Origin of the sequence: Microbacterium sp. AG1240, assembly GCF_003635115.1 — a bacterium.
Classification (GTDB): domain Bacteria; phylum Actinomycetota; class Actinomycetes; order Actinomycetales; family Microbacteriaceae; genus Microbacterium.
Map to the genome: position 1 here is coordinate 728250 of NZ_RBXJ01000001.1, position 19975 is coordinate 748224.

16 protein-coding genes are annotated in these 19975 nt (G+C 69.0%); 12 read left to right on the forward strand and 4 right to left on the reverse strand.

Features of this window, described 5'->3' with window-relative positions; translation table 11 throughout:
• Positions 1-18 precede the first annotated feature (18 nt).
• Complete coding sequence (locus tag DEU34_RS03395) at positions 19-972, reverse strand: manganese catalase family protein (protein ID WP_121148819.1); 954 nt, start codon at positions 970-972, stop codon at positions 19-21.
• Positions 973-1096: 124 nt separating this feature from the next.
• Between DEU34_RS03395 and DEU34_RS03400 the strand changes: the two genes are divergently transcribed.
• The gene (locus tag DEU34_RS03400) at positions 1097-1987 is read left to right on the forward strand and encodes an aldo/keto reductase (protein ID WP_121148820.1); all 891 of its coding nucleotides are present in this window, start codon (positions 1097-1099) and stop codon (positions 1985-1987) included.
• Positions 1988-2009: 22 nt separating this feature from the next.
• Here DEU34_RS03400 and DEU34_RS16180 read toward each other — a convergent pair whose 3' ends face one another.
• On the reverse strand, positions 2010-2171 hold the full coding sequence (locus tag DEU34_RS16180) for a hypothetical protein (RefSeq protein ID WP_183042347.1): 162 nt from the start codon (positions 2169-2171) through the stop codon (positions 2010-2012).
• A gap of 121 nt (positions 2172-2292) precedes the next feature.
• On the opposite strand from DEU34_RS16180, the gene DEU34_RS03405 reads away from it, so the two are divergent.
• The 4 genes from DEU34_RS03405 (at position 2293) to glmM (ending at position 6133) form a co-directional block, all read left to right on the forward strand.
• Positions 2293-3465 carry an alcohol dehydrogenase catalytic domain-containing protein gene (locus DEU34_RS03405; protein WP_121148821.1) on the forward strand — a complete coding sequence of 391 codons (1173 nt, stop codon included), beginning with the start codon at positions 2293-2295 and terminating at the stop codon, positions 3463-3465.
• 350 nt (positions 3466-3815) lie between these two features.
• Positions 3816-4262, forward strand: coding sequence for a 50S ribosomal protein L13 (gene rplM / locus DEU34_RS03410; protein WP_121148822.1), 447 nt, complete (start codon positions 3816-3818; stop codon positions 4260-4262).
• A gap of 18 nt (positions 4263-4280) precedes the next feature.
• Positions 4281-4760, forward strand: coding sequence for a 30S ribosomal protein S9 (gene rpsI, locus DEU34_RS03415; protein WP_116648634.1), 480 nt, complete (start codon positions 4281-4283; stop codon positions 4758-4760).
• Positions 4761-4774: 14 nt separating this feature from the next.
• Entirely contained in the window at positions 4775-6133 is a 1359-nt protein-coding gene (glmM, locus tag DEU34_RS03420; protein ID WP_121148823.1) for a phosphoglucosamine mutase, read from the forward strand.
• Positions 6134-6198: 65 nt separating this feature from the next.
• Here the strand turns inward: glmM and DEU34_RS03425 are convergent, their stop codons facing one another.
• Positions 6199-6894 carry a hypothetical protein gene (locus DEU34_RS03425; RefSeq protein ID WP_121148824.1) on the reverse strand — a complete coding sequence of 232 codons (696 nt, stop codon included), beginning with the start codon at positions 6892-6894 and terminating at the stop codon, positions 6199-6201.
• A 463-nt stretch (positions 6895-7357) separates the two neighbouring features.
• Between DEU34_RS03425 and DEU34_RS03430 the strand changes: the two genes are divergently transcribed.
• Together DEU34_RS03430 and DEU34_RS03435 are read left to right on the forward strand one after the other, a co-directional pair.
• The gene (locus tag DEU34_RS03430) at positions 7358-7900 is read left to right on the forward strand and encodes an NADPH-dependent FMN reductase (protein ID WP_121148825.1); all 543 of its coding nucleotides are present in this window, start codon (positions 7358-7360) and stop codon (positions 7898-7900) included.
• Positions 7897-8412 (forward strand): flavin reductase family protein, encoded by a 516-nt coding sequence (locus DEU34_RS03435; RefSeq protein ID WP_121148826.1) that lies wholly within the window; start codon positions 7897-7899, stop codon positions 8410-8412. Before DEU34_RS03430 ends, DEU34_RS03435 begins: the two co-directional genes overlap by 4 nt.
• 12 nt (positions 8413-8424) lie before the next feature.
• On the opposite strand, the gene DEU34_RS03440 is transcribed toward DEU34_RS03435, so the two are convergent.
• A complete protein-coding gene (locus tag DEU34_RS03440) occupies positions 8425-9357 on the reverse strand; it encodes a Ppx/GppA phosphatase family protein (RefSeq protein WP_121148827.1) in 933 nt (310 codons plus the stop codon).
• Positions 9358-9427: 70 nt separating this feature from the next.
• Between DEU34_RS03440 and coaA the strand changes: the two genes are divergently transcribed.
• From coaA to glmS, 5 genes are all read left to right on the forward strand, one after another.
• Positions 9428-10381 (forward strand): type I pantothenate kinase, encoded by a 954-nt coding sequence (gene coaA, locus DEU34_RS03445; protein ID WP_121148828.1) that lies wholly within the window; start codon positions 9428-9430, stop codon positions 10379-10381.
• Between the two features lie 360 nt (positions 10382-10741).
• Positions 10742-15889: a choice-of-anchor G family protein gene (locus DEU34_RS03450; protein WP_121148829.1), complete on the forward strand. Its 5148-nt coding sequence runs from the start codon at positions 10742-10744 to the stop codon at positions 15887-15889.
• Between the two features lie 25 nt (positions 15890-15914).
• On the forward strand, positions 15915-16802 hold the full coding sequence (locus DEU34_RS03455; protein WP_147424002.1) for a DUF5819 family protein: 888 nt from the start codon (positions 15915-15917) through the stop codon (positions 16800-16802).
• The gene (locus DEU34_RS03460; protein ID WP_121148831.1) at positions 16799-17956 is read left to right on the forward strand and encodes an HTTM domain-containing protein; all 1158 of its coding nucleotides are present in this window, start codon (positions 16799-16801) and stop codon (positions 17954-17956) included. Before DEU34_RS03455 ends, DEU34_RS03460 begins: the two co-directional genes overlap by 4 nt.
• A 157-nt stretch (positions 17957-18113) precedes the next feature.
• Positions 18114-19964 (forward strand): glutamine--fructose-6-phosphate transaminase (isomerizing), encoded by a 1851-nt coding sequence (glmS, locus tag DEU34_RS03465; protein ID WP_121148832.1) that lies wholly within the window; start codon positions 18114-18116, stop codon positions 19962-19964.
• Positions 19965-19975 lie beyond the last annotated feature (11 nt).

Sequence of the window (19975 nt, forward strand, 5' to 3'; positions counted from 1 at the left end):
GTCTTCGTGTCTCGGGGGTCAGCCCTTCATCGCCCCGAACGTCATGTCGATGTCGGCCATCTCCATGGCGGCGGTCGCCTCGATGAGGTCGCGCAGCTCTTTGTCGGCGCCGGGGGAGAACTCCTCCGGGCGCTCCGGGGCGATCTCCAGAGGGGCTCCCTCAGGGGCCTGCTGCGACGCATCCAGGTCGGTGCCGTCGTTCGACGGCGACATGCCCTGGAAGATCTTGCCGGCCTCGGACTGGTCGCCCAGATCGAACGAGAACTGCTTGCTCTGCAATCCGAGGTCGACGAGCCGTTTGACCTCGGGGAACTGCTCGGCGTTCGTCTTCGGGATCGGCAGCGATGTGCGCCAGTTGACCCCCAGTGTCTCCAGGGCCTTCGCGTACGCGTTCTCGTGAGCCTGGTCGCGCACGATCAGATACGAGATCGTCGAGCGCGCGGTCTTGTTGTCGGTCATCTCGTACATCCGGCACTTCTGCAGACGCCCGGTCGACTCGAGCATGAGGTTGTAGAGCAGATCGAGCACGAGGTTGCCGGAGTTGTAGACGTAGCTTCCGCTCCACGGGTTTCCGGCGGCGTCGACGGGGAGGGCGCCCTGAGCACCCACGAGATAGTGGTGGATGTTGCTGTGGTCCAGGGCGATGTTCAGGGGTATGGCCCCGCCCGCGCCGGGCTTGTCCACGGGGTCGGACCTCTTGCCGTTGTACTCGGGGGAGCCGTCGAGCAGTCGGGAGATCGTGGTGCCGATGAGCTCGACGTGCGAGATCTCCTCCGTGCCGATGCCCTGGATGAGGTCCTTGTAGGGCTTACCCGACGGTCCGCGGAAGTTGATGCTCTGGAAGAGGTACTGCATCATCGTGCGCATCTCGCCGAACTGACCGCCCAGGCCCTCCTGGAGGGCGTTTGCTGCGGCGGGGTCGGGCTCGTCCTGCTCGATGGGATTGATCAGGCGCTGGAGGTGGAAGTACACGGTGTTTCCTTTCGCGAGGGGAGGCCAACGATCCGCCCTCTCCCCGAGGCTTTCGACCGCCTAGCCGAGCCCCCCTGCGGTCGACTACTGTCGACGGGCCGATCGGGCGACGAAGGAGAGTGCGATGAAGACACGGATGCTGGCGCGACGCGAGGTCTCGGCCATCGGCCTCGGCGCGATGCCCCTCTCGATGAACAACGACAGCGTGTACCCCACCCCCGATGAGGCCGTGGCCACCGTGCATGCCGCCCTGGATGCCGGCGTCACGCTGATCGACACCGCGGACATCTATGCGCCGGCGTGGAACGAGATGGGGCACAACGAGCGCATCGTGGCCGGGGCCGTCCGTACGTGGGCGGGCGACGCCTCCGGGGTCCTCCTCACCACGAAGGGCGGAATCACCCGCTCGGAGGGCGAGCGGTGGGGGCGCGACGGCTCGCTCGACTACCTTCGCTCCGCCGTCGAGGCATCGCTGCAGAACCTCGGCGCGGAGAAGATCGAGCTGTACCAGTACCACCGGCCCGACCGGTCGCTCGTCTACGCCCGCATCATCGAGAACCTCGCCACGCTGCGCGACGAGGGGCTCATCGGAGCGATCGGCATCTCGAACGCCAGTGTCGAGGAGATCGAGATCGCACAGGAGGTGCTCGGCGAGGGGGGACTCGCGAGCGTGCAGAACGAGTTCTCGCCGCGGCATCCCGGGAGCATCGACGAGCTGCGCCACTGCTCCGAGAACGGCATCGCCTTCCTGCCGTGGAGCCCGCTGGGCGGAACGGGCGGCGGCGCCCGCGACGTGGGCGACCGGTTCTCCGTCTTCGCCGACGTCGCTCGGGCGCACGGTGTCAGTCCGCAGCGGGTGGTGCTCGCCTGGGAGCTCTCGCTCGGCGACACGGTCATCCCGATCCCGGGGGCTCGGCGTGCCGCGTCGATCGTCGACTCCGCGGCGGCGGCCGAGCTCGTGCTGAGCGACGAGGAGATCGCGCTGTGCTCGTACTCGGTGGGCATCGACGCCTGACCGCCGAGCGGCCGGGCAGACCTCAGAGCACGCTGTCGGTGTCGTCGTCGTCGTCGTGGGCGGCGCGCTCGCGGATCTCCTGCTCGTCGAGGGGGATGGGCGTCGTCGGGGGAGTGGCGGGCTCGTCCCGGGCCGGCGTGGTGCCCGGCGCGTGATCGCGGGGTTCGGGGGAGCTGTCGCTCATGGTGGTCCTTTCGCTCGGAGGGGTGCGCGACTCGTGCCGGCCGCCTGTCAACCCCCTGGGTGGGCAGGCGTCCGCGTCCAAGGGTGAGGGCACACCCCTCGAACGATTGGATGTCCCTGACATGAAGGCTCTCACGTGGCAGGGGCGACGCGACCTCGCCGTCGTCGACGTCCCCGATCCCCGGATCGAACAGCCCACCGATGCGATCGTGAGGATCACGTCGTCGGCGATCTGCGGTTCGGATCTCCATCTGTACGAGCTCTTCGGCCCGTTCCTCGATCGCGGTGACATCCTCGGCCATGAGCCGATGGGCGTCGTCGTCGAAGTGGGAAGCTCCGTGACGAAGCTGAAGGTCGGCGACCGCGTCGTCGTGCCGTTCAACATCTCGTGCGGCGAATGCTTCATGTGCCGCCACGGGCTGCAATCGCAGTGCGAGACCACCCAGGTCACCGAGTACGGCAGCGGTGCCTCGCTGTTCGGGTTCACCAAGCTGTACGGCCAGGTGCCCGGCGGGCAGGCGGAGCTGTTGCGCGTTCCCCTCGCCGACTACAACTCGGTCGTCGTCGGCGGCGACCTCCCCGACGAGCGGTACCTGTTCCTGAGCGACATCCTGCCGACGGCATGGCAGGGCGTGCAGTACGCGCAGGTTCCCGACGGCGGCACGCTCGCGGTCGTCGGCCTCGGACCGGTCGGCCAGTTCGTCGCGCGCATCGGAGCCCACCTCGGTTATCGCGTCATCGCGTCCGACCCCGTCGCCGAGCGCCGCGCGCTGGCGGAGAAGTACGGCGCCCAGGTCGCCGAGCCCGACGACATCGCGGCTCTGGTGAGCGAGGCCACCGAAGGCCGCGGCGCCGACGGCGTCGTGGACGCCGTCGGAATGGAAGCGCACGGCAACGCCATGGTCTCGGCGTTCCAGAAGGCGACGGCGCTGCTTCCCGACGCCATCGCGCAGCCGCTCATGGACAACGCCGGCCTCGACCGGTTGGCCGCGCTGCACTCCGCGATCGACCTCGTTCGGCGCGGCGGGACGGTCTCCATCAGCGGGGTCTATGCCGGCGACGCCGACATGATGCCGATGAAGACGATGTTCGACAAGCAGCTCACTCTCAAGATGGGTCAGTGCAACGTCAAGCGGTGGGTGGATACCCTCCTCCCGCTCGTCGAAGACCCGGCCGACCCGCTCGGTACGGCCGATCTCGTGACGCACACGGTGGGGCTCGACGACGCGCCCCACATGTACGAGGTCTTCCAGAAGAAGGAGGACGGATGTATCAAGGTGGTGGTGAAGCCCTGACCGGCCGATGGACGCGCAGCAGCGCTGCGCGGCCCATCGAGATCCCGCACCTCCCGCCGCTCGCGCCGCGCCAGCCGCGCGCGGGCGCGGAAGGCGGGGGAGCTGCCCCCGTCGCCGAGGGCGACCCGGGCCGTCGGCGACGCGACGGGATGCCGTGACGGGACGCGCGTCGACGAGGTTTGGATGCTGCGGTCGAATGCCGTAGTCTGTCCCTTTGGTGCCTCCGCCTGTCGGAGGTCACTGCGAACGTGAGCCCTCCACCGGCCTGTTCCCCGCGTTTCCGCGCGAGGCAACGACCACCGGAGCGGGATTCACGAACTCCTCCGTTCGATCCAGAAAGCAGTATCACTGTGACGCGCACATTTACCCCCAAGGCTGGCGAAATCCAGCGCGAGTGGCTTGTCATCGACGCGACCGACGTCGTGCTCGGTCGCCTCGCCTCGCACGCGGCGGTCCTCCTCCGCGGCAAGCACAAGGCGACCTTCGCCAACCACATGGACGCCGGCGACTTCGTCATCGTCATCAACGCCGACAAGGTCGCCCTCACCGGCCAGAAGCTCGAGAAGAAGAAGGCGTACCGCCACTCCGGCTACCCGGGCGGCCTCAAGTCCGTCACCTACGGCGAGCTGATCGAGAAGAACCCCGAGCGCGCGGTCGAGAAGGCCATCCGCGGCATGCTCCCCAAGAACAGCCTGGGTGCGCAGCAGCTCCGCAAGCTCAAGGTCTACCGCGGCGCCGAGCACCCCCACGGTGCGCAGCAGCCCAAGACCTACACCTTCGACCAGGTCGCCCAGTAGGCGCGAGAGATTTAGAGGATAACTATCGTGTCGGACATCGACCCCACCAACTACTCCACCGAGACGCCGCTCGACCAGGCGGCAGCCGAGGCCCCGCGCCCCGTGCTCTCCGTCCCCGGCGCGGCCGTCGGTCGTCGCAAGCAGGCCATCGCCCGCGTGCGCATCGTGCCCGGATCGGGAACGATCACGGTCAACGGCCGCTCGTTCGAGGACTACTTCCCGAACAAGCTCCACCAGCAGCTGATCAACGACCCGTTCACGGTGCTCAACCTCACCGACGCCTATGACGTCATCGTCCGCGTCTCCGGTGGCGGCCCCTCGGGCCAGGCCGGTGCCGTGCGCCTGGGTATCGCTCGCTCGCTGAACGAGATCGACCTCGAGAACAACCGCCCGGCTCTGAAGAAGGCCGGCTTCCTGTCGCGCGACGCTCGCGTCAAGGAGCGCAAGAAGGCTGGTCTCAAGAAGGCCCGTAAGGCGCCTCAGTACTCGAAGCGCTGAGTCCGGCTGCCCGTATGCCGCTGTTCGGCACGGACGGGGTGCGGGGGCTGGCCAACGGCCCCCTCACCGCCGATCTCGCACTTCACCTGGCCCAGGCGACCGCCGTCGTCCTGGGCCAGGGCCGTTCTGCCGAGGCGCGCCGCGCCGAAGGCCGCCGGCTCACCGCCGTGGTCGCCCGCGATCCGCGGGTCTCGGGGGAGTTCCTCTCCGCCGCTGTCGCGGCGGGCCTCGCGTCGTCGGGTGTCGACGTCCTCGACGCGGGCGTACTCCCGACACCGGCTGCCGCCTACCTCATCGCCGACATCGACGCCGACTTCGGCGTGATGGTCTCGGCGTCGCACAACCCGGCGCCCGACAACGGCATCAAGATCTTCGCGCGCGGGGGCGTAAAGCTCCCCGACCTCGTCGAGCAGCGCATCGAGGCCGCGCTCGACGCCGAGAAGCTGCAGCCCACCGGTGCGGGCGTGGGTCGTATCCGCGTCTTCGCCGACGCCGAAGACCGCTACGTCGTGCACCTGCTCGGCTCGCTTCCGCACAGGCTCGACGGCATCCACGTCGTGCTCGACTGCGCGCACGGGGCAGCCTCGGGGGTCTCGCCCGAGACCTTCAAGGATGCGGGCGCGACCGTGACGGTGATCGGTGCCGACCCCGACGGTTTGAACATCAACGACGGCGTGGGCTCGACCTACCTCGACCACCTCGCCGAGACCGTCGTGCGCCTCGGCGCCGACGTGGGCATCGCGCACGACGGCGACGCCGACCGCTGCCTCGCCGTCGACGCGCAGGGCAGACACATCGACGGCGATCAGCTCATGGCGATCCTCGCCGTCTCGATGAAGGAGCGCGGCGTCCTCGCATCCGACACTCTCGTCGCGACGGTCATGAGCAACCTCGGTCTGCACCGCGCGATGGAGGATCACGGCATCCGCGTCCTGCAGACCGCGGTGGGCGACCGGTACGTCCTCGAGGCGATGACCGAGGGGTCGTACTCGCTCGGAGGCGAGCAGTCGGGGCACGTCATCATGAGCGAGCACGCGACGACGGGTGACGGTCTGCTGACAGGCCTGCACATCGTGGCCGAGATGGCGCGTCAGAACAAGACGATGGCCGAGCTCGCATCGATCATGACCGTCTATCCCCAGGTGCTCGTCAACGTCCGCGGTGTCGATCGCACCCGCGTGGCCACGGACGAGGAGCTGCAGCGCTCGGTCGAGGAAGTGAGAGCCGAGCTCGGCGACACCGGTCGCGTGCTCCTTCGCGCCTCGGGCACCGAGCCGCTCGTGCGGGTGATGGTCGAGGCCGCCGACGAGAAATCGGCTCGCGAGTACGCCGACAGGCTTGCGGCCGTCGTGAGCGACCGACTGGCCCTCTGAGTCCCGCGCCAGAACCGTCGGCACCCGAGCACCTCCGGGCTCCGGCGGTTCTGTGCATCCCGTCGTCAGTCGTCGGGCTCGGTGAGCCCCTCGATCATGGCCAGGTAGGCGAGAGCGGCGAGCGTCCACTCGACGGGCTCGCCATCCATGCCCGGCGCGGTGAGGATCTCCGACGCCGGGGGAGCACCCATGCGGCGGTGCGTGACCACGCCCTCGACGATCGCGCCTCCCGCGGTGGCGAGATGCTGCCACTGCACACCGGGACGCGTCCGGCGACCGAGGCGCTCGCACGCAGCGGCGTAGAACTCGGTCATCGTCTCGCGGAAGGCGCGATCCGATTCGCGCAGGGCCTCCGCGACACGCTCTCGACGCCCCGGGGGGAGGCTCGGAAGCGTCGCGGCCAGGGCTTGGCAGGTCTGCCAGTGCGCAGACGCCGCGGTGTCCTCGACGTTCTGGCGCAGTGTCAGCCGCACCGTCTCCCGGAGCACCGCGTACGATCCGTCGCGGTCGCGCGACCCGTCGGGGCGCAGCATCCGATGCCCGTGCTCGGCGATGGTCCGCTCGACGACATCGAGGGTGGCTGCGAAGATCCCGTCCGATCCATCACTCTCGCTCAGCAGCTGCACCATCAGACTGGTGAGCAGCTCCTCCTTGCCGCCGAACGCCGCGAAGGCCGAGCTGCGAGGCACCCCGACCTGCCGGATTAGGTCTTCCATGTTGAGGTGGTGGAGGCTGACGGTGAGGCCGCCCTCGCCGAGCATCTCGGTTCCGGCGCGAAGAACCCGTGAGCGCAGTTCGGCTTTCGAGAGACGCCGGGGACGCGCCTTTTGGACTGTGAGTCCTGAGTCTTGTCTTGTCGCGCTCTCTGCCATATCGTCGAGACTACCGACGGGATGCGCACCGTGCTCCGCACACGAAAGCGCATCGCACCGGGGGGTCGTCGGTGTTCGCACCGCGTGCCCGGGACGCTCGTGGAATCCACGACTCCCGGGCACGTGCGCGTGCGCCCGCGAGACCCGAGGATGACGTCGTGTTTCGCGTCTCGCCCGTCGGCGCCCCGACGTGCTTATAGTGGAGGGGCAACGTAAGCCGTTGTGGGCCACCGGGCCAAAAGATCTCGGTGGAATGTGAGAGACGTCGACGTCGTCGAGTCCGCATGGTCCTCGGCTTCGATCTCCTCGTCGTCTCCTTTCCTGTTCCTCCGGCGGAAGTGCGAGATCTCGAATGACGGTAAAAGTAGCGGTGGTCGTGGGCAACCCGAAGCCGCAGTCCAGAACGATGAAAGTGGCGACCACCCTCGTGGAGCGCCTGCTCGAGCCCGGGTCGTTCGACCTGACCGTGATCGATCTCGTCGATCACCAGGCCGAGATCTTCGCGTGGCCGAGCGACGAGCTCGCGCGACTGAACTCCCTGGTCGCCGAGAGCGATCTCGTGGTGTTCGCATCCCCGACCTACAAGGCCACCTTCACGGGGCTGCTGAAGTCGTTCCTCGACCGCTATCCGGCCAATGGCCTTCGCGGCGTCGTGGCGATCCCCGTGCTGACGGGGGCCGACCAGACCCACTCGATGGGGCCGACGTACACGTTCGCTCCGCTCCTCGCCGAGCTCGGAGCCGTCGTTCCCGGCCGAGGTCTCTACTTCGTCTCGAGCCAGATGGACCGGCTCGACGAGCTGGTGGGGGCCGCCGCCGAGGAGTACCGATCCAATCTCGCCCACGTCGCCGGCCTGGCGACGTCGGCATCTCGGAAGGAGGAGGTGGCACGATGACGATCTCGCAGCATCCGTCCGCCGCCATCGATCAGCGGACTCTCCGCGACACTCTCGGGCACTTCGCGTCGGGCGTCACGATCATCAGCGGTATCGACGACGCCGGACCCATCGGCTTCACCTGCCAGTCGTTCTACAGCGTCTCGATGGACCCGCCTCTGGTCTCCTTCAGCGTCATGAAGACGTCGACCACCTATCCGCGCATCCGCGAGACGGGTGCGTTCGCCGTCAACGTGCTCTCCGACCACCAGCACGGGATCTCGTCGCAGTTCGCGCGCAAGGGCACCGACAAGTGGGCCGGAGTCTCGTGGCGTCCGACCGCCGCAGGCAACCCGGTCGTCGACGACTCGTCGATGTGGCTGGACTGCGAGATCTGGGCCGAGCACGAGGCCGGCGACCACCTCATCGTGATCGGTCGGGTGGTCGAGACGAGCCCCGCGGAATGGCACCGGCACGAGCCGCTTCTGTATTTCAAGGGCGCGTACCGGCATCTGCGCGGTCTGGCCGGCTGAGGCCGGCCCGGGTCAGCCCTGGGCGAGCGACTCGATGTAGCGCAGCAGCACTCCCTCGCGCAGGGCCCACGGCGACACCTCGAGCTCGTCGACGTCCATGGCCTTCATCGCCTGGTGCAGAACGACCGCGCCGGCGACGATCTGGAACGTGCGGTCGGGCGTGATGCCGGGGAGCTCTTGACGCGCCTCCGCGGGGATGCGCGCGAGACGGGGGATCCAGTCCTTCAGCGCCGTGCGCGGCAGCACCATTCGTTCGATCCCCGACCAGCCCGGCACGGGGAACCCGGCGAGCTTCGCGAGCGAACGGATCGCTTTCGACGAGCCGACGACATGGTCGGGCCGGGGGAGCGCGGCGAACCTGTCGGCGACGGGGGCCAGGACGGATGCGGCGTGGTCGCGGAGCGCCTCGATCTCGTCGTCGCGAGGCGGGTCGTCGGGGAGGAACTGCACCGTCATCCGGCCGGCACCCAGGGCGACGGACTCCGCGAGGTCGGGCAGCTCGTCGGCGCCGCCGGCGATCTCGAGCGAGCCGCCGCCGATGTCGAAGAGCAGGATCTGACCGGCCGACCAGCCGAACCACCGACGGACCGCGAGGAAGGTGAAGCGCGCCTCGGTCTCGCCGCCGAGCACCTGCAGAGGCTGTCCGAGTGCCGCCTCGATGCGCGCGATCACCTCGGCGCCGTTGACAGCGTCGCGGACGGCGGAGGTCGCCGTGGCCAGCAGCTCGTCGACGCCCTCGGTCTCGGCGCGAAGCCGTGCACGGGTCACGGCGTCGACGAGTGCGCTCACGCCCTCTTCGGAGATCGCGCCGTCGGGGGTGAGGTAACGCATCAGGCGCAGGACCGTGCGGTCGCTCGTCCGTGCGGTCGGGCGCCCTCCGGCCCGGGCCGTCGCCACGAGCAGATGGACGGTGTTCGAACCGATGTCGAGAACCCCGAGACGCACCCTCCGACCTTACCGGCGCCGCGTCGGCCCGCTGTGCGGGGCGCCGGCCGGCCGGAGGTAGGGTCGGAGGGTGTCCGCCGCCGAGACCGCTGCACCCGCACCGTCGCTGAGCCCGTATCGCGACATCGCCCGCGCCGAGTGGGCCCGCATGGCCGCCGGCATGCCGCAGCCGCTCACCGAGACCGAGGTCGTGCAGCTGCGCGGCATCGGGGACCGGCTCGACCTGCGTGAGGTGCGCGAGGTGTACCTGCCCCTCAGTCGACTGCTCAGCCTCTACGCCACCGCCACCCGACGGCTCGGCGCAGCGACGAGCGACTTCCTCGGTGAGCCCGATGCCACCACTCCCTTCGTGATCGGCGTCGCCGGCTCGGTCGCCGTCGGCAAGTCGACGATCGCGCGTCTGCTGCGTGAGCTCATGAGCCGTTGGTCGGACACACCGCGGGTGGAGCTCGTCACCACCGACGGATTCCTCTACTCCAACGACGAGCTCGAGCGCCGCGGCATCATGCACCGGAAGGGCTTCCCCGAGTCGTACGACCGCCGGGCCCTCGTCGACTTCGTCAGTCGCGTCAAGAGCGGCGATCCCGTGGTGCGGGCGCCCTTCTACTCGCACATGCGGTACGACATCATGCCCGACGCGCACGTGACGGTGAACCGGCCCGATGTGGTCATCGTGGAGGGGCTGAACGTCCTTCAGCCACCGCCCTCGCCGAACGAGGTGGCCGTCAGCGACCTGTTCGACTTCTCCATCTACGTCGACGCGCAGGCCGCCGACATCGAAGCCTGGTACGTCAGCCGGTTCCTCGCACTGCGTCAGGGAGCCTTCGCCGATCCCACGTCGTACTTCCGCGTGTTCGCTGAACTCAGCGATGAGGAGGCCGTGCAGACGGCCCTGAAGTACTGGAACGAGATCAACCTCCCCAACCTGGAGGAGAACGTTCTGCCGACCCGTCATCGGGCGACCCTGGTGCTGCAGAAATCCGCCGATCACTCGGTCGAGCGCGTGCTCCTGCGCAAGGTCTGACGACGCCGCATCCGTTCGACGTACTGCTCCGCGCGGCAGGCTGCGACGCCCGTCGAGCGGCCGCTCGCCGTGGGATGCGGTCGCTTCTCAGTAGTCACTACGGGGATCACGGATGCGGCGCGCCCCAGTAGTACCGGGACTCGGGATTACCTACGGGCATGCCCGGGCAGCTGTTCAGGTCGCTCACAGGTTCACCTACGTTCGGGGCTAACGCCGCGCGCTCGCCCACAGATGCGCGGAGACCGTCGATGACGACCGGAGCCGGGAGCAGCACACATGAGTCTCGATCGCACACGCGTCCCCAAGATCAGGCAGAAAGTTCGCGCGCGCACTCGGAGCCTCGCGCTTCGGACGACCGCCATGGTCGGCGTCAGTGCGCTGGCGGTGTTCGGCGGAGCCACCGCGGCGCATGCCGCACCGGGCGATTCGTCCAACGCCAGCGGCACCTTCCTCGGCGGCTCGATCCTCGACCTGATCGATCTCGACGCGCTCGTCAACCTCGAAGGCGCGCAGGCGAGCAACGACGGCACGCCCCCCGAGGTGGTCGACTTCAACACGCTCGACCTCGGTGCGCTGGGCGTGGTGAACGTGACGGCGGAGGGCGGGATCCAGATCCCGATCAGCTTCGCCGACGCGGGTGTGCTCGGGCAGTACGCCAGCGCCGACTCGGACGGTTCGTCATACGGTTCGTCGGGCGCCGTCGGATCCGACGGCGTCGTCGGCGCCGGCCCGGTGCCCGGCTCGCCTCCCGGCCCCCTGACGCTCGACCTGACCGCAGCGGCCGGTGCGCTGGGGCTGCCGCCTGCGCTCGTCAACGATGTCGCCGACGTCGACCTCTCCGTCGGCGTCGTATCGGCCCAGGCCGAGCTCGTCGGCGCGACCGGCGTCACCCGCGACTACACGATCGCCGATGCGACGCTCACGCTCCAGAGCAACACCGTCTCCGGCCTCGCAGGCACCGTCAACTCGGCGATAGCGCCGCTGCAGACGACGGTCAACGGTCTGCAGACGACCATCAACGATCTCGTGAACGGGGTCGCAGGGTTCGCTCTGTCGTCGGATCTGACCGTCGACACCGCGAGCCTCACCGGTTCCGTCTCGAGTCTGCTGACCGGCCCGATCACGAGCCCCGACTACCCCGGAGTGGTCGTCAACCTCTCGACCGGCGTCATCTCGGTCGACCTCGAGCAGATCGTCGATCTGAACAACCTGGGTGTCGGGCAGGAGATCCTCAGCGGAGCCACGATCGAGTACATCCAGCAGGCGGTGCTCGACGCGATCGACGGCACGCTCGACGACGTCACGCAGACCCTGGTGGACGCGATTCGCGACCTGACCGTCACCGGCGGAGTCGACATCGACCTCGGCTTCCTCGGCACCCTCGACGCGCTCACCGTCAACACGACGGTCGGCGCCCTCGCGGACGGCAGCACGGCCGGCATCACCCTGCTCGGCCTCCCCGTACCCGTCCCGGGCCTCATCGGCGCCGTGGTCGGCGTCCTCACCGCTCCGCTGGACGCGCTGATCGACTCCGTGACCGGCGTGGCGGCGGCCGCGCTCGCGCCCGTGAACGACGTGCTGCTGAACGTCATCGACCTCGTGCTTCCCGGCGTGGTCAGCCTGACGGCGAACAACCAGTCGGAGGCGGCGGGCGAGTACTCCATCACCGCGCTGATCCTGACGGTGCTGCCGGCGGTCGGCGGCGGCGTGCTCACGGTCGAGCTCGCGAACGCCACGGTCGGCCCCAACGTGATCGACGCCAACCCCGACGTCACCATCACCGCGCCCACCCCCGGTCAGGTCTTCACCGTTCCCGACGCGGACGACACGACAGACGTGACGGTCACGGGCACGGGAGCGGAAGGCGCGACCATCAGCGTCGCGATCCTCGGCCAGACGACGCAGCCCGCCACCGTCGTCGACGGTGTCTGGACGGCGACGTTCCCCGACCTGCCGGTCGGCACGTACACCGCCACGGCGACGCAGGACGTCGACGGTTCCGTCGCATCCGTCACCTTCTCGGTGGCTGCGGCCCCCGACGTCGTCATCACCGCTCCGGTCGACGGAGACGAGTTCCCCGTCGCCGGCCCGCTCGACACGACCGACGTGGTCGTCTCGGGAACGGGCGCCGTCGACTCCATCGTCGAGGTCGAGCTCAGCAACGGCGACAGCGAGCCCGTCACCGTCGGTGCCGACGGCACCTGGACGGTGACCTTCGAAGACCTTCCGGTCGGGGTGTACACGGCCACCGCCACGCAGGAGATCGACGGCTCGACCGACACGGTCGACTTCTCCGTCGTCGAAGCGGTCGACGTGCAGATCCAGCAGCCGGTCGACGGCGCGGAGATCGTCGTCGACGGCCCCGGTGACGTCACCGACGTGACCGTGTCGGGCATCGGCGCTCCCGGAGCATCGGTCGAGGTGACCATCCCCGGTATCGGAACCCAGACGGCCGAGGTCGATCAGGACGGCGAGTGGGAGGTGGTCTTCGACGACCTCCCCGTCGCCGAGTACACCGCGACCGCCGTGCAGGACGCGGACGGTTCGACCGACTCGGTCACGTTCGAGGTCGTCGCGGCCATCGACGTCACGATCCTCGCGCCGGTCGACGGCTCGAGCATCTTCGTGGACGACGAGGGCGACACCACCGACGTCACGGTCTCGGGCACCGGCCAGCCCGGCGAGACCGTCACCGTCACGATCCCCGGTCAGCCGACTCCCGCAGCGGCGACGGTGCTCGCCGACGGAACGTGGTCGGTGACCTTCCCGGGCCTCCCGGTGGGCGACTACACCGCCACGGCGACCCAGAGCGACGGATCGACCGACACGACGTCGTTCGAGATCGCGCCCGAAGACGACGTGGCCATCGCCACGCCGACCCCCGGCCAGGTGATCGTGGTGCCCGACGCGGATGACACCGCCGATGTGCTCGTCTCGGGAACCGGACAGCCGGGGGCGACCGTCACCGTCGTGCTCGACGGGGACGAGACGCTCACGGACGAGGTCGACGGCGACGGCAACTGGAGCGTCCTCTTCGACGACGTGGGCCAGGGCGGGCACACCGCCGTCGCGACCCAGGACGTCGATGGATCCACCGACAGCGTGGACTTCTCGATCGAGGAGGCCGACGACGTGGTGATCGAAGACCCGGTGGACGGTGAGACGATCCTCGTCGACGGACCGGCCGACACCGCGGTCGTCGAGGTCTCGGGCATCGGTCAGCCGGGTGCGGTCATCACCCTCACCGGCGACTTCCCGACGCAGACCACGACGGTGAACGAGCAGGGCGAGTGGACGGCGACACTGCCGGCACTCGGCCTCGGCGAGTACACCGTGACCGCGACACAGAACGTCGACGGGTCTACCGACACGGTGGCCTTCGAGATCGACGACCGGGCCGACGTGACGATCACCGAGCCGGATGACGGCGACGTGATCCTCGTTCCGGATGAGGGCGACACCACCACCATCACCGTGACAGGAACGGGTAACCCCGGCTCCACGGTCACCGTGACGATCCCGGGTCTCGACCCGGTGGACACCCAGGTGGAGGAAGACGGCTCGTGGACGGTCGACGTGCCCAACGTCCCCGAGGGCGAGCACGTCATCACGGCGACCCAGGACGACGGGTCGTCGACGACGGTGACCGTCTCGGTCGAGGCCGCGGACGACGTCGCCATCACATCACCCGACCCCGGTGAGGAGTTCACCGTCGACGGTGTCGATGACACGACGGACGTCGTCGTCACCGGAATCGGGCAGCCGGGTGCGACGGTCACCGTCGTGCTCGAAGGCACCGATGTCGAGGAGACCGCGGTCGTGCTCGAGAACGGCACCTGGACGGTCACGTTCGAGGATGTCGAGGTCGGCGACTACACCGCCGTCGCCACGCAGGACGTGGACGACTCGGAGGCCGAGGTCGACTTCTCGGTCGTCGCCGAGATCACCCCGGTCGCGATCGGCTCGCCGGACGACGGCGAGGAGATCACCGTCCAGGCCACGGGCGACACCACCGCGGTGACCGTATCGGGAACCGGCGAGCCCGGCGCCGAGGTGGAGGTCGAGCTCGACGGGGTCGAGGGCGTCGAGACGGCCACCGTGCTCGAGGACGGCACGTGGGAGGTCACGTTCGAAGACGTGGAGGTCGGCGACTACACCGCCACCGCGACCCAGGACGCCGACGGCTCGACCGACTCGGTCGACTTCTCGGTGGCCGTCGAGGGAGCGGTCGACGCGATCGACGCCGATGCCGACGGCATGGATGCCGACGGTGTGGATGCTGACGGTGTGGATGCTGACGGTGTGGATGCTGACGGTGTGGACGCCGATGGCATCGATGCTGACGGTGTGGACGCGGATGGCATGGATGCTGACGGTGTGGACGCCGATGGTGTGGATGCTGACGGTGTGGACGCCGATGGCATCGATGCTGACGGTGTGGATGCCGATGGTGTGGATGCTGACGGTGTGGATGCTGACGGTGTGGATGCCGATGGTGTGGACGCCGATGGTGTGGATGCTGACGGTGTGGATGCCGATGGTGTGGATGCTGACGGTGTGGATGCCGATGGTGTGGATGCGGACGCCGACACGGATGCGGACGCCGATGGCATGGACGCGGACGCTGATGGCATGGACGCTGACGCGGACGCTGATGGCATGGACGCTGACGCGGACGCTGATGGCATGGACGCTGACGCGGACGCTGATGGCATGGACGCTGACGCAGATGCTGATGGCATGGACGCGGACGCTGACACGGACGCTGATGGCATGGACGCTGACGCTGACACGGACGCTGATGGCATGGACGCTGACGCTGACGCTGACGGCATGGACGCCGATGCGGACGCCGACGCCGACGCTGATGGCATGGACGCGGACACTGACGCTGACGCGGATGCCGCTGACGCCGACACGGATGCCGTAGACGCTGACGCTGACGCTGACGCTGACGCTGACGCTGACGCTGACGCTGACGCTGACGCTGACGCTGACGCTGACGCTGACGCTGACGCTGACGCGGACGCTGACGCTGACGCCGACGGTACCGACGCGGACGCGACGGACGGTGGCCAGACCACGGTTCCCGAAGCGGCTGTGACGCAGACGCGGATCGTGCGCGGCACCGGTGTCACCCAGGTGGTTCTCGGAACCGGGTTCCAGCCCGGTGAGACCGTCTCGGCCACCGTGCTCTCGACACCGTTCGCGTTGACCCCCGTGGTCGCCGACGCCGCCGGCAACGTGCGATTCACCTTCCCGGTCGGGTCCACCTTCGAACTCGGCGCACACCGCGTCGAGGTGCAGGGCTCGGTGTCGGGAGAGCTGCCGACCGATCGTGAGCGCACCGCGTTCACCGTGGTGGCGGCACCGGCCGTTCCCGGGACGCTCCCGGCGACAGGCGGAGATCTGAACGGTCTCGCACTGGGAGGGCTCGGAGTGGCGATGCTGATCGCCGGTGCTGCGGCACTGACGATCCGCCGCCGGAACACCGCTGAAGAGAGGTAGGGCGGTGGGTAAGCCTCGGGCGGGCTTGCCCACCGTCGCAACCGACGCCGCCGGTGACGGAACCACTCCGTCGCCGGCGGCGGCCCCTCCCCGCGGAGGGCCGGTCATGGCGGTCGCGACGGCGCTGACACTGGCGGTCGTCGCCGGGTACGTGTTCGTCAGCGCCTCCTTCACCCTGCCGCCGACAGCGGCCCAGGCCTCGGTGCGACAGGTCTTCGCCCCGTACTTCTCGCAGCAATGGAACGTGTTCGCCCCGAACATCATGCGGTCGAATCGCGAGCTCCAGGTGCAGGTGCAGTGGCGCGAGGACGGGGAGCTCGTCCACAGCGACTGGATCGACGTGACCGATACCGAATTCGCGGCGGCCCGCGGCATCCCGCTTCCTTCTCGCATCTCGAAGAGCTCGTTCAACGCGGCGCAGGCCTACATGTCGCGCTACAACGCGCTGTCGAGCCCGCAGAAGACGAGGGTGCGCGACACCTTCATCGAGGCGGTCGGTGGCGGAGAGTTCGCACCGATCCAGGACTCCCGGCTGCTCGACGAGATCGACGCCGCCGGATCCGCCGGCGGCGATGAGGAGTTCGAGCCGGTCACCGATGCCGACGTCGTCGACGAGAGCGCCGCGGCAGAGGCGAGCGGCAACCGTTCGGCCGTCGTGAGGTTCCTCCGGTACGACTACATGCTGGTGCGCTTCGCGGCGGCCTTCGGCTCCGCGTACTTCGACCACGACGTGGAACGCGTGCGCTGGAGGATCGAGACGCAGCGCACCAACGATTTCCTGCACCGGTTCGACGACGAACCCCGGTCGGAGGCCTCGGTCGTCACCTTCGGGTGGCGCCAGCCCGGTCGCGAGGTCGACCCCGAGGTGCTCACCATCTTCGACGACGTCGTGGAGAGGTACACCGGACGATGACCGCCACGCGCACGCAGGATCGGATCGCTCCTTCGTCACGTCTGAGTCGCATCGGGAGTCCCGCGCGGCTGTGGACCGGTCTCTCGCGATGGCTCACCGAACGAAAGCACTCCACGATCAGCTTCTCGCTGATGCGGATCCTGCTCTCGGCGGCGATGCTGGCGGTGCTCGTGCCCAGCCTTCCCGACCGGCACTACCTGTGGGGTCCGGGGTCGTGGTGGGTCGAGCCCGAGGCGAGTCGGCGCGGGTGGTGGGAGCCGCTGCGTCTGCTCTTCTCCAAAGACAGCATCCTTCTGTTCGACATCGCCTACGGGGCGCTGCTGGCGCTCGTGCTGGTGTTCCTCGTCGGCTGGAAGACGCGCTGGGTCACTCCGGCGCTGCTCCTGCTCTGGGTCGGGTTGTCGACGAACAGCACGCTGCTGACGAACGGTGGCGACACGCTCATGCGGATCGTGCTGCTGTTCGCCGTCTTCGCCGACCTCAGCTCGCACTTCTCGGTGGACGCGTGGCTGCGTCGCCGCCGGGGAGGTGGGCCGACGTCCCGTCCGCGGTGGCTGCGACTCGTGCCGGCGTGGGCGTCGAACTGGGCGCACAACACCGTGCTGATCCTCTGCGTGTATCAGATTCTGCTCGTGTATCTCGTCTCGTCCGTGCTCAAGCTGGCCGGTGAGGAGTGGCTTCAGGGGACGGCGATCTACTACGCGCTCAGCATCGACCAGTTCCGTGTGCTGCCGGGGCTCAGCGACCTGGTGTGGCAGTTCACGCCCGGCGTGATGCTGGCGACCTGGACGGCGCTGTGGGTGCAACTGCTGTTCCCGGTGCTGATCCTGTGGCGCCCGACGCGCTACGTCGCCCTCGTGCTCATCACCGGGATGCACCTCGGCATCGCCGTCCTCCTGGGGCTCTGGCCCTTCTCGCTGACGATGATCGCGCTGGATCTCCTGCTCGTGCGTGATCGTTCGTGGGCGCGCGCGTGGGGTGGGGCGCGAAGAGTCGGTCGAGCCGCGAGGCGCGTGGTCGACGACGCATGGGCCGACGACGGGGCATCCGGGCGGGGGAGCGGGCGCACCGCGCGGGGGCGCACCCGAGCGGTCCGAGGCCCACGGCGCCCCACCCACGAGCCCCAGCCGATGCCCGACGGTCGCGCCCTCTGACCCGTGGCGGGCCGGTTCGGGGCGCTTTCCTCGCCTCGGGGCGGGTCTTGCGCGCCCCGACCGGAGGAACGCGCCCCGATGTCACTCCACCGGGTCGCCGCGCGCGGGCGCGCGTTCGAAGCCGACGGACAGGTCGCCGCGCCTAGGATGAATCCCTATGTGCGGAATCATCGGATACGTCGGCCCCCGGCAGAGTCAGAGCATCCTTCTCGCGGGCCTCGCCCGACTGGAATACCGCGGATACGACTCGGCGGGTGTCGCCGTGATCGACGCCGATGGCGGCCTCGGCATGCGCAAGCGCGCGGGCAAGCTCGCCGTGCTCCGCGACGACCTCGTCGAGCATCCGCTGAGCGACGGCACCACCGGTATCGGGCACACCCGGTGGGCGACGCACGGTGGACCGACCGACTCCAACGCGCACCCGCACCTGGCCGACGACGACAAGCTCGCCGTCATCCACAACGGCATCATCGAGAACTTCTCCGAGCTGAAGGCCGAACTGGTCAGCGACGGCTACACCTTCCTCAGTCAGACCGACACCGAGGTCGCAGCCGTGCTCATCGGTCGCGAGTACCGCAGGACGGGCGACCTCGTCGCCGCGTTCCGTGCCGTCGTCTCCCGGCTGGAGGGCGCCTACACCCTCCTCGCGATGCACCAGGACCACCCCGGACTCGTCGTCGGCGCTCGCCGCAACTCGCCGCTGGTGATCGGTCTGGGCGATGGCGAGAACTTCCTCGGCTCCGATGTCGCCGCCTTCGTCGAGCACACCCGCCACGCCCTGGCCATCGGGCAGGACGAGATCGTCGCGATCACCCCGTCGGGCGTCGAGGTCACCGACTTCAACGGCGCCCCCGTCGAGGTCGAACCGTTCGAAGTGACCTGGGATGCTTCGGCGGCCGAGAAGGGCGGATGGTCGTCGTTCATGGCCAAGGAGGTGTCGGAGGAGCCCGACGCCGTCTCCAACACGCTGCGCGGTCGCCTCCACGACGGTGCGGTCGTCATCCCCGAACTCGAGGGACTCGACGACCTGTTCCGCGACGTCTCGCGCGTCATCGTCATCGCCTGCGGCACGGCGGCGTATGCCGGACAGGTCGGCAAGTACGCGCTCGAGCAGTGGACCCGCGTGCCGGTCGACGTCGAGCTCGCCCACGAGTTCCGCTACCGCGATCCGGTGCTCGGACCCGACACCCTCGTCGTCTCGATCAGCCAGTCGGGCGAGACCATGGACACCCTGATGGCGGTCAAGTACGCCCGCGAGCGCGGCGCGAAGACCCTGTCGATCTGCAACACGCAGGGCGCGACCATCCCGCGCGAATCCGACGCGGTCGTCTACACCCACGCCGGCCCCGAGGTGGCTGTGGCCTCCACCAAGGCCTTCGTCGCGCAGATCACCGCGCTCTACCTCTTCGGCCTCCACGTCGCGCGACTGCGCGGGTCGCTCTCGGCCGCCGAGATCGCCGACCACGTGGTCGAGCTCGAGTCGGTGCCCGGCAAGATCGCGCAGATCCTCGAGCGCGAGCAGCCCCGCATCGAGCAGTTCGCCCACTGGATGGCCGACACGCGCTCGGTGCTCTTCCTCGGTCGTCACGTGGGGTTCCCCATCGCGATGGAGGGTGCGCTCAAGCTGAAGGAGCTCGCCTACATCCACGCCGAAGGGTTCGCCGCCGGAGAGCTGAAGCACGGCCCGATCGCCCTCATCGAAGCCGGGCAGCCGGTGTTCGTCATCGTCCCGTCGCCGCGGGGCTCGGGCGAGCTGCACCGCAAGGTGATCTCGAGCATCGAGGAGATCAGCGCCCGCGGCGCCCGGGTCATCGCGATCGCCGAGGAGGGCGACGCGGCGGTGCTCCCGCAGGCCGACGAGGTTCTGCGCATCCCGCTCGCGGGTCCCCTGTTCGAGCCGCTGCTCGCCGTCGTGCCGCTGCACATCTTCGCGATGGGTCTGGCGACGGCGAAGGGTCTCGACGTCGACCAGCCGCGCAACCTCGCGAAGTCCGTCACGGTCGAATAGGCATCGCCCGC

Coding starts and splice junctions, on each gene's coding strand:
- DEU34_RS03435 (WP_121148826.1), top strand. CDS start 7,897: ATGACGATCTCGCAGCATCCGTCCGCCGCCATCGATCAGCGGACTCTC.
- DEU34_RS03400 (WP_121148820.1), top strand. CDS start 1,097: ATGAAGACACGGATGCTGGCGCGACGCGAGGTCTCGGCCATCGGCCTC.
- DEU34_RS16180 (WP_183042347.1), bottom strand. CDS start 2,171: ATGAGCGACAGCTCCCCCGAACCCCGCGATCACGCGCCGGGCACCACG.
- glmM (WP_121148823.1), top strand. CDS start 4,775: ATGCCGCTGTTCGGCACGGACGGGGTGCGGGGGCTGGCCAACGGCCCC.
- DEU34_RS03450 (WP_121148829.1), top strand. CDS start 10,742: ATGGTCGGCGTCAGTGCGCTGGCGGTGTTCGGCGGAGCCACCGCGGCG.
- DEU34_RS03460 (WP_121148831.1), top strand. CDS start 16,799: ATGACCGCCACGCGCACGCAGGATCGGATCGCTCCTTCGTCACGTCTG.
- glmS (WP_121148832.1), top strand. CDS start 18,114: ATGTGCGGAATCATCGGATACGTCGGCCCCCGGCAGAGTCAGAGCATC.
- DEU34_RS03425 (WP_121148824.1), bottom strand. CDS start 6,894: ATGCTCGGCGAGGGCGGCCTCACCGTCAGCCTCCACCACCTCAACATG.
- DEU34_RS03405 (WP_121148821.1), top strand. CDS start 2,293: ATGAAGGCTCTCACGTGGCAGGGGCGACGCGACCTCGCCGTCGTCGAC.
- DEU34_RS03430 (WP_121148825.1), top strand. CDS start 7,358: ATGACGGTAAAAGTAGCGGTGGTCGTGGGCAACCCGAAGCCGCAGTCC.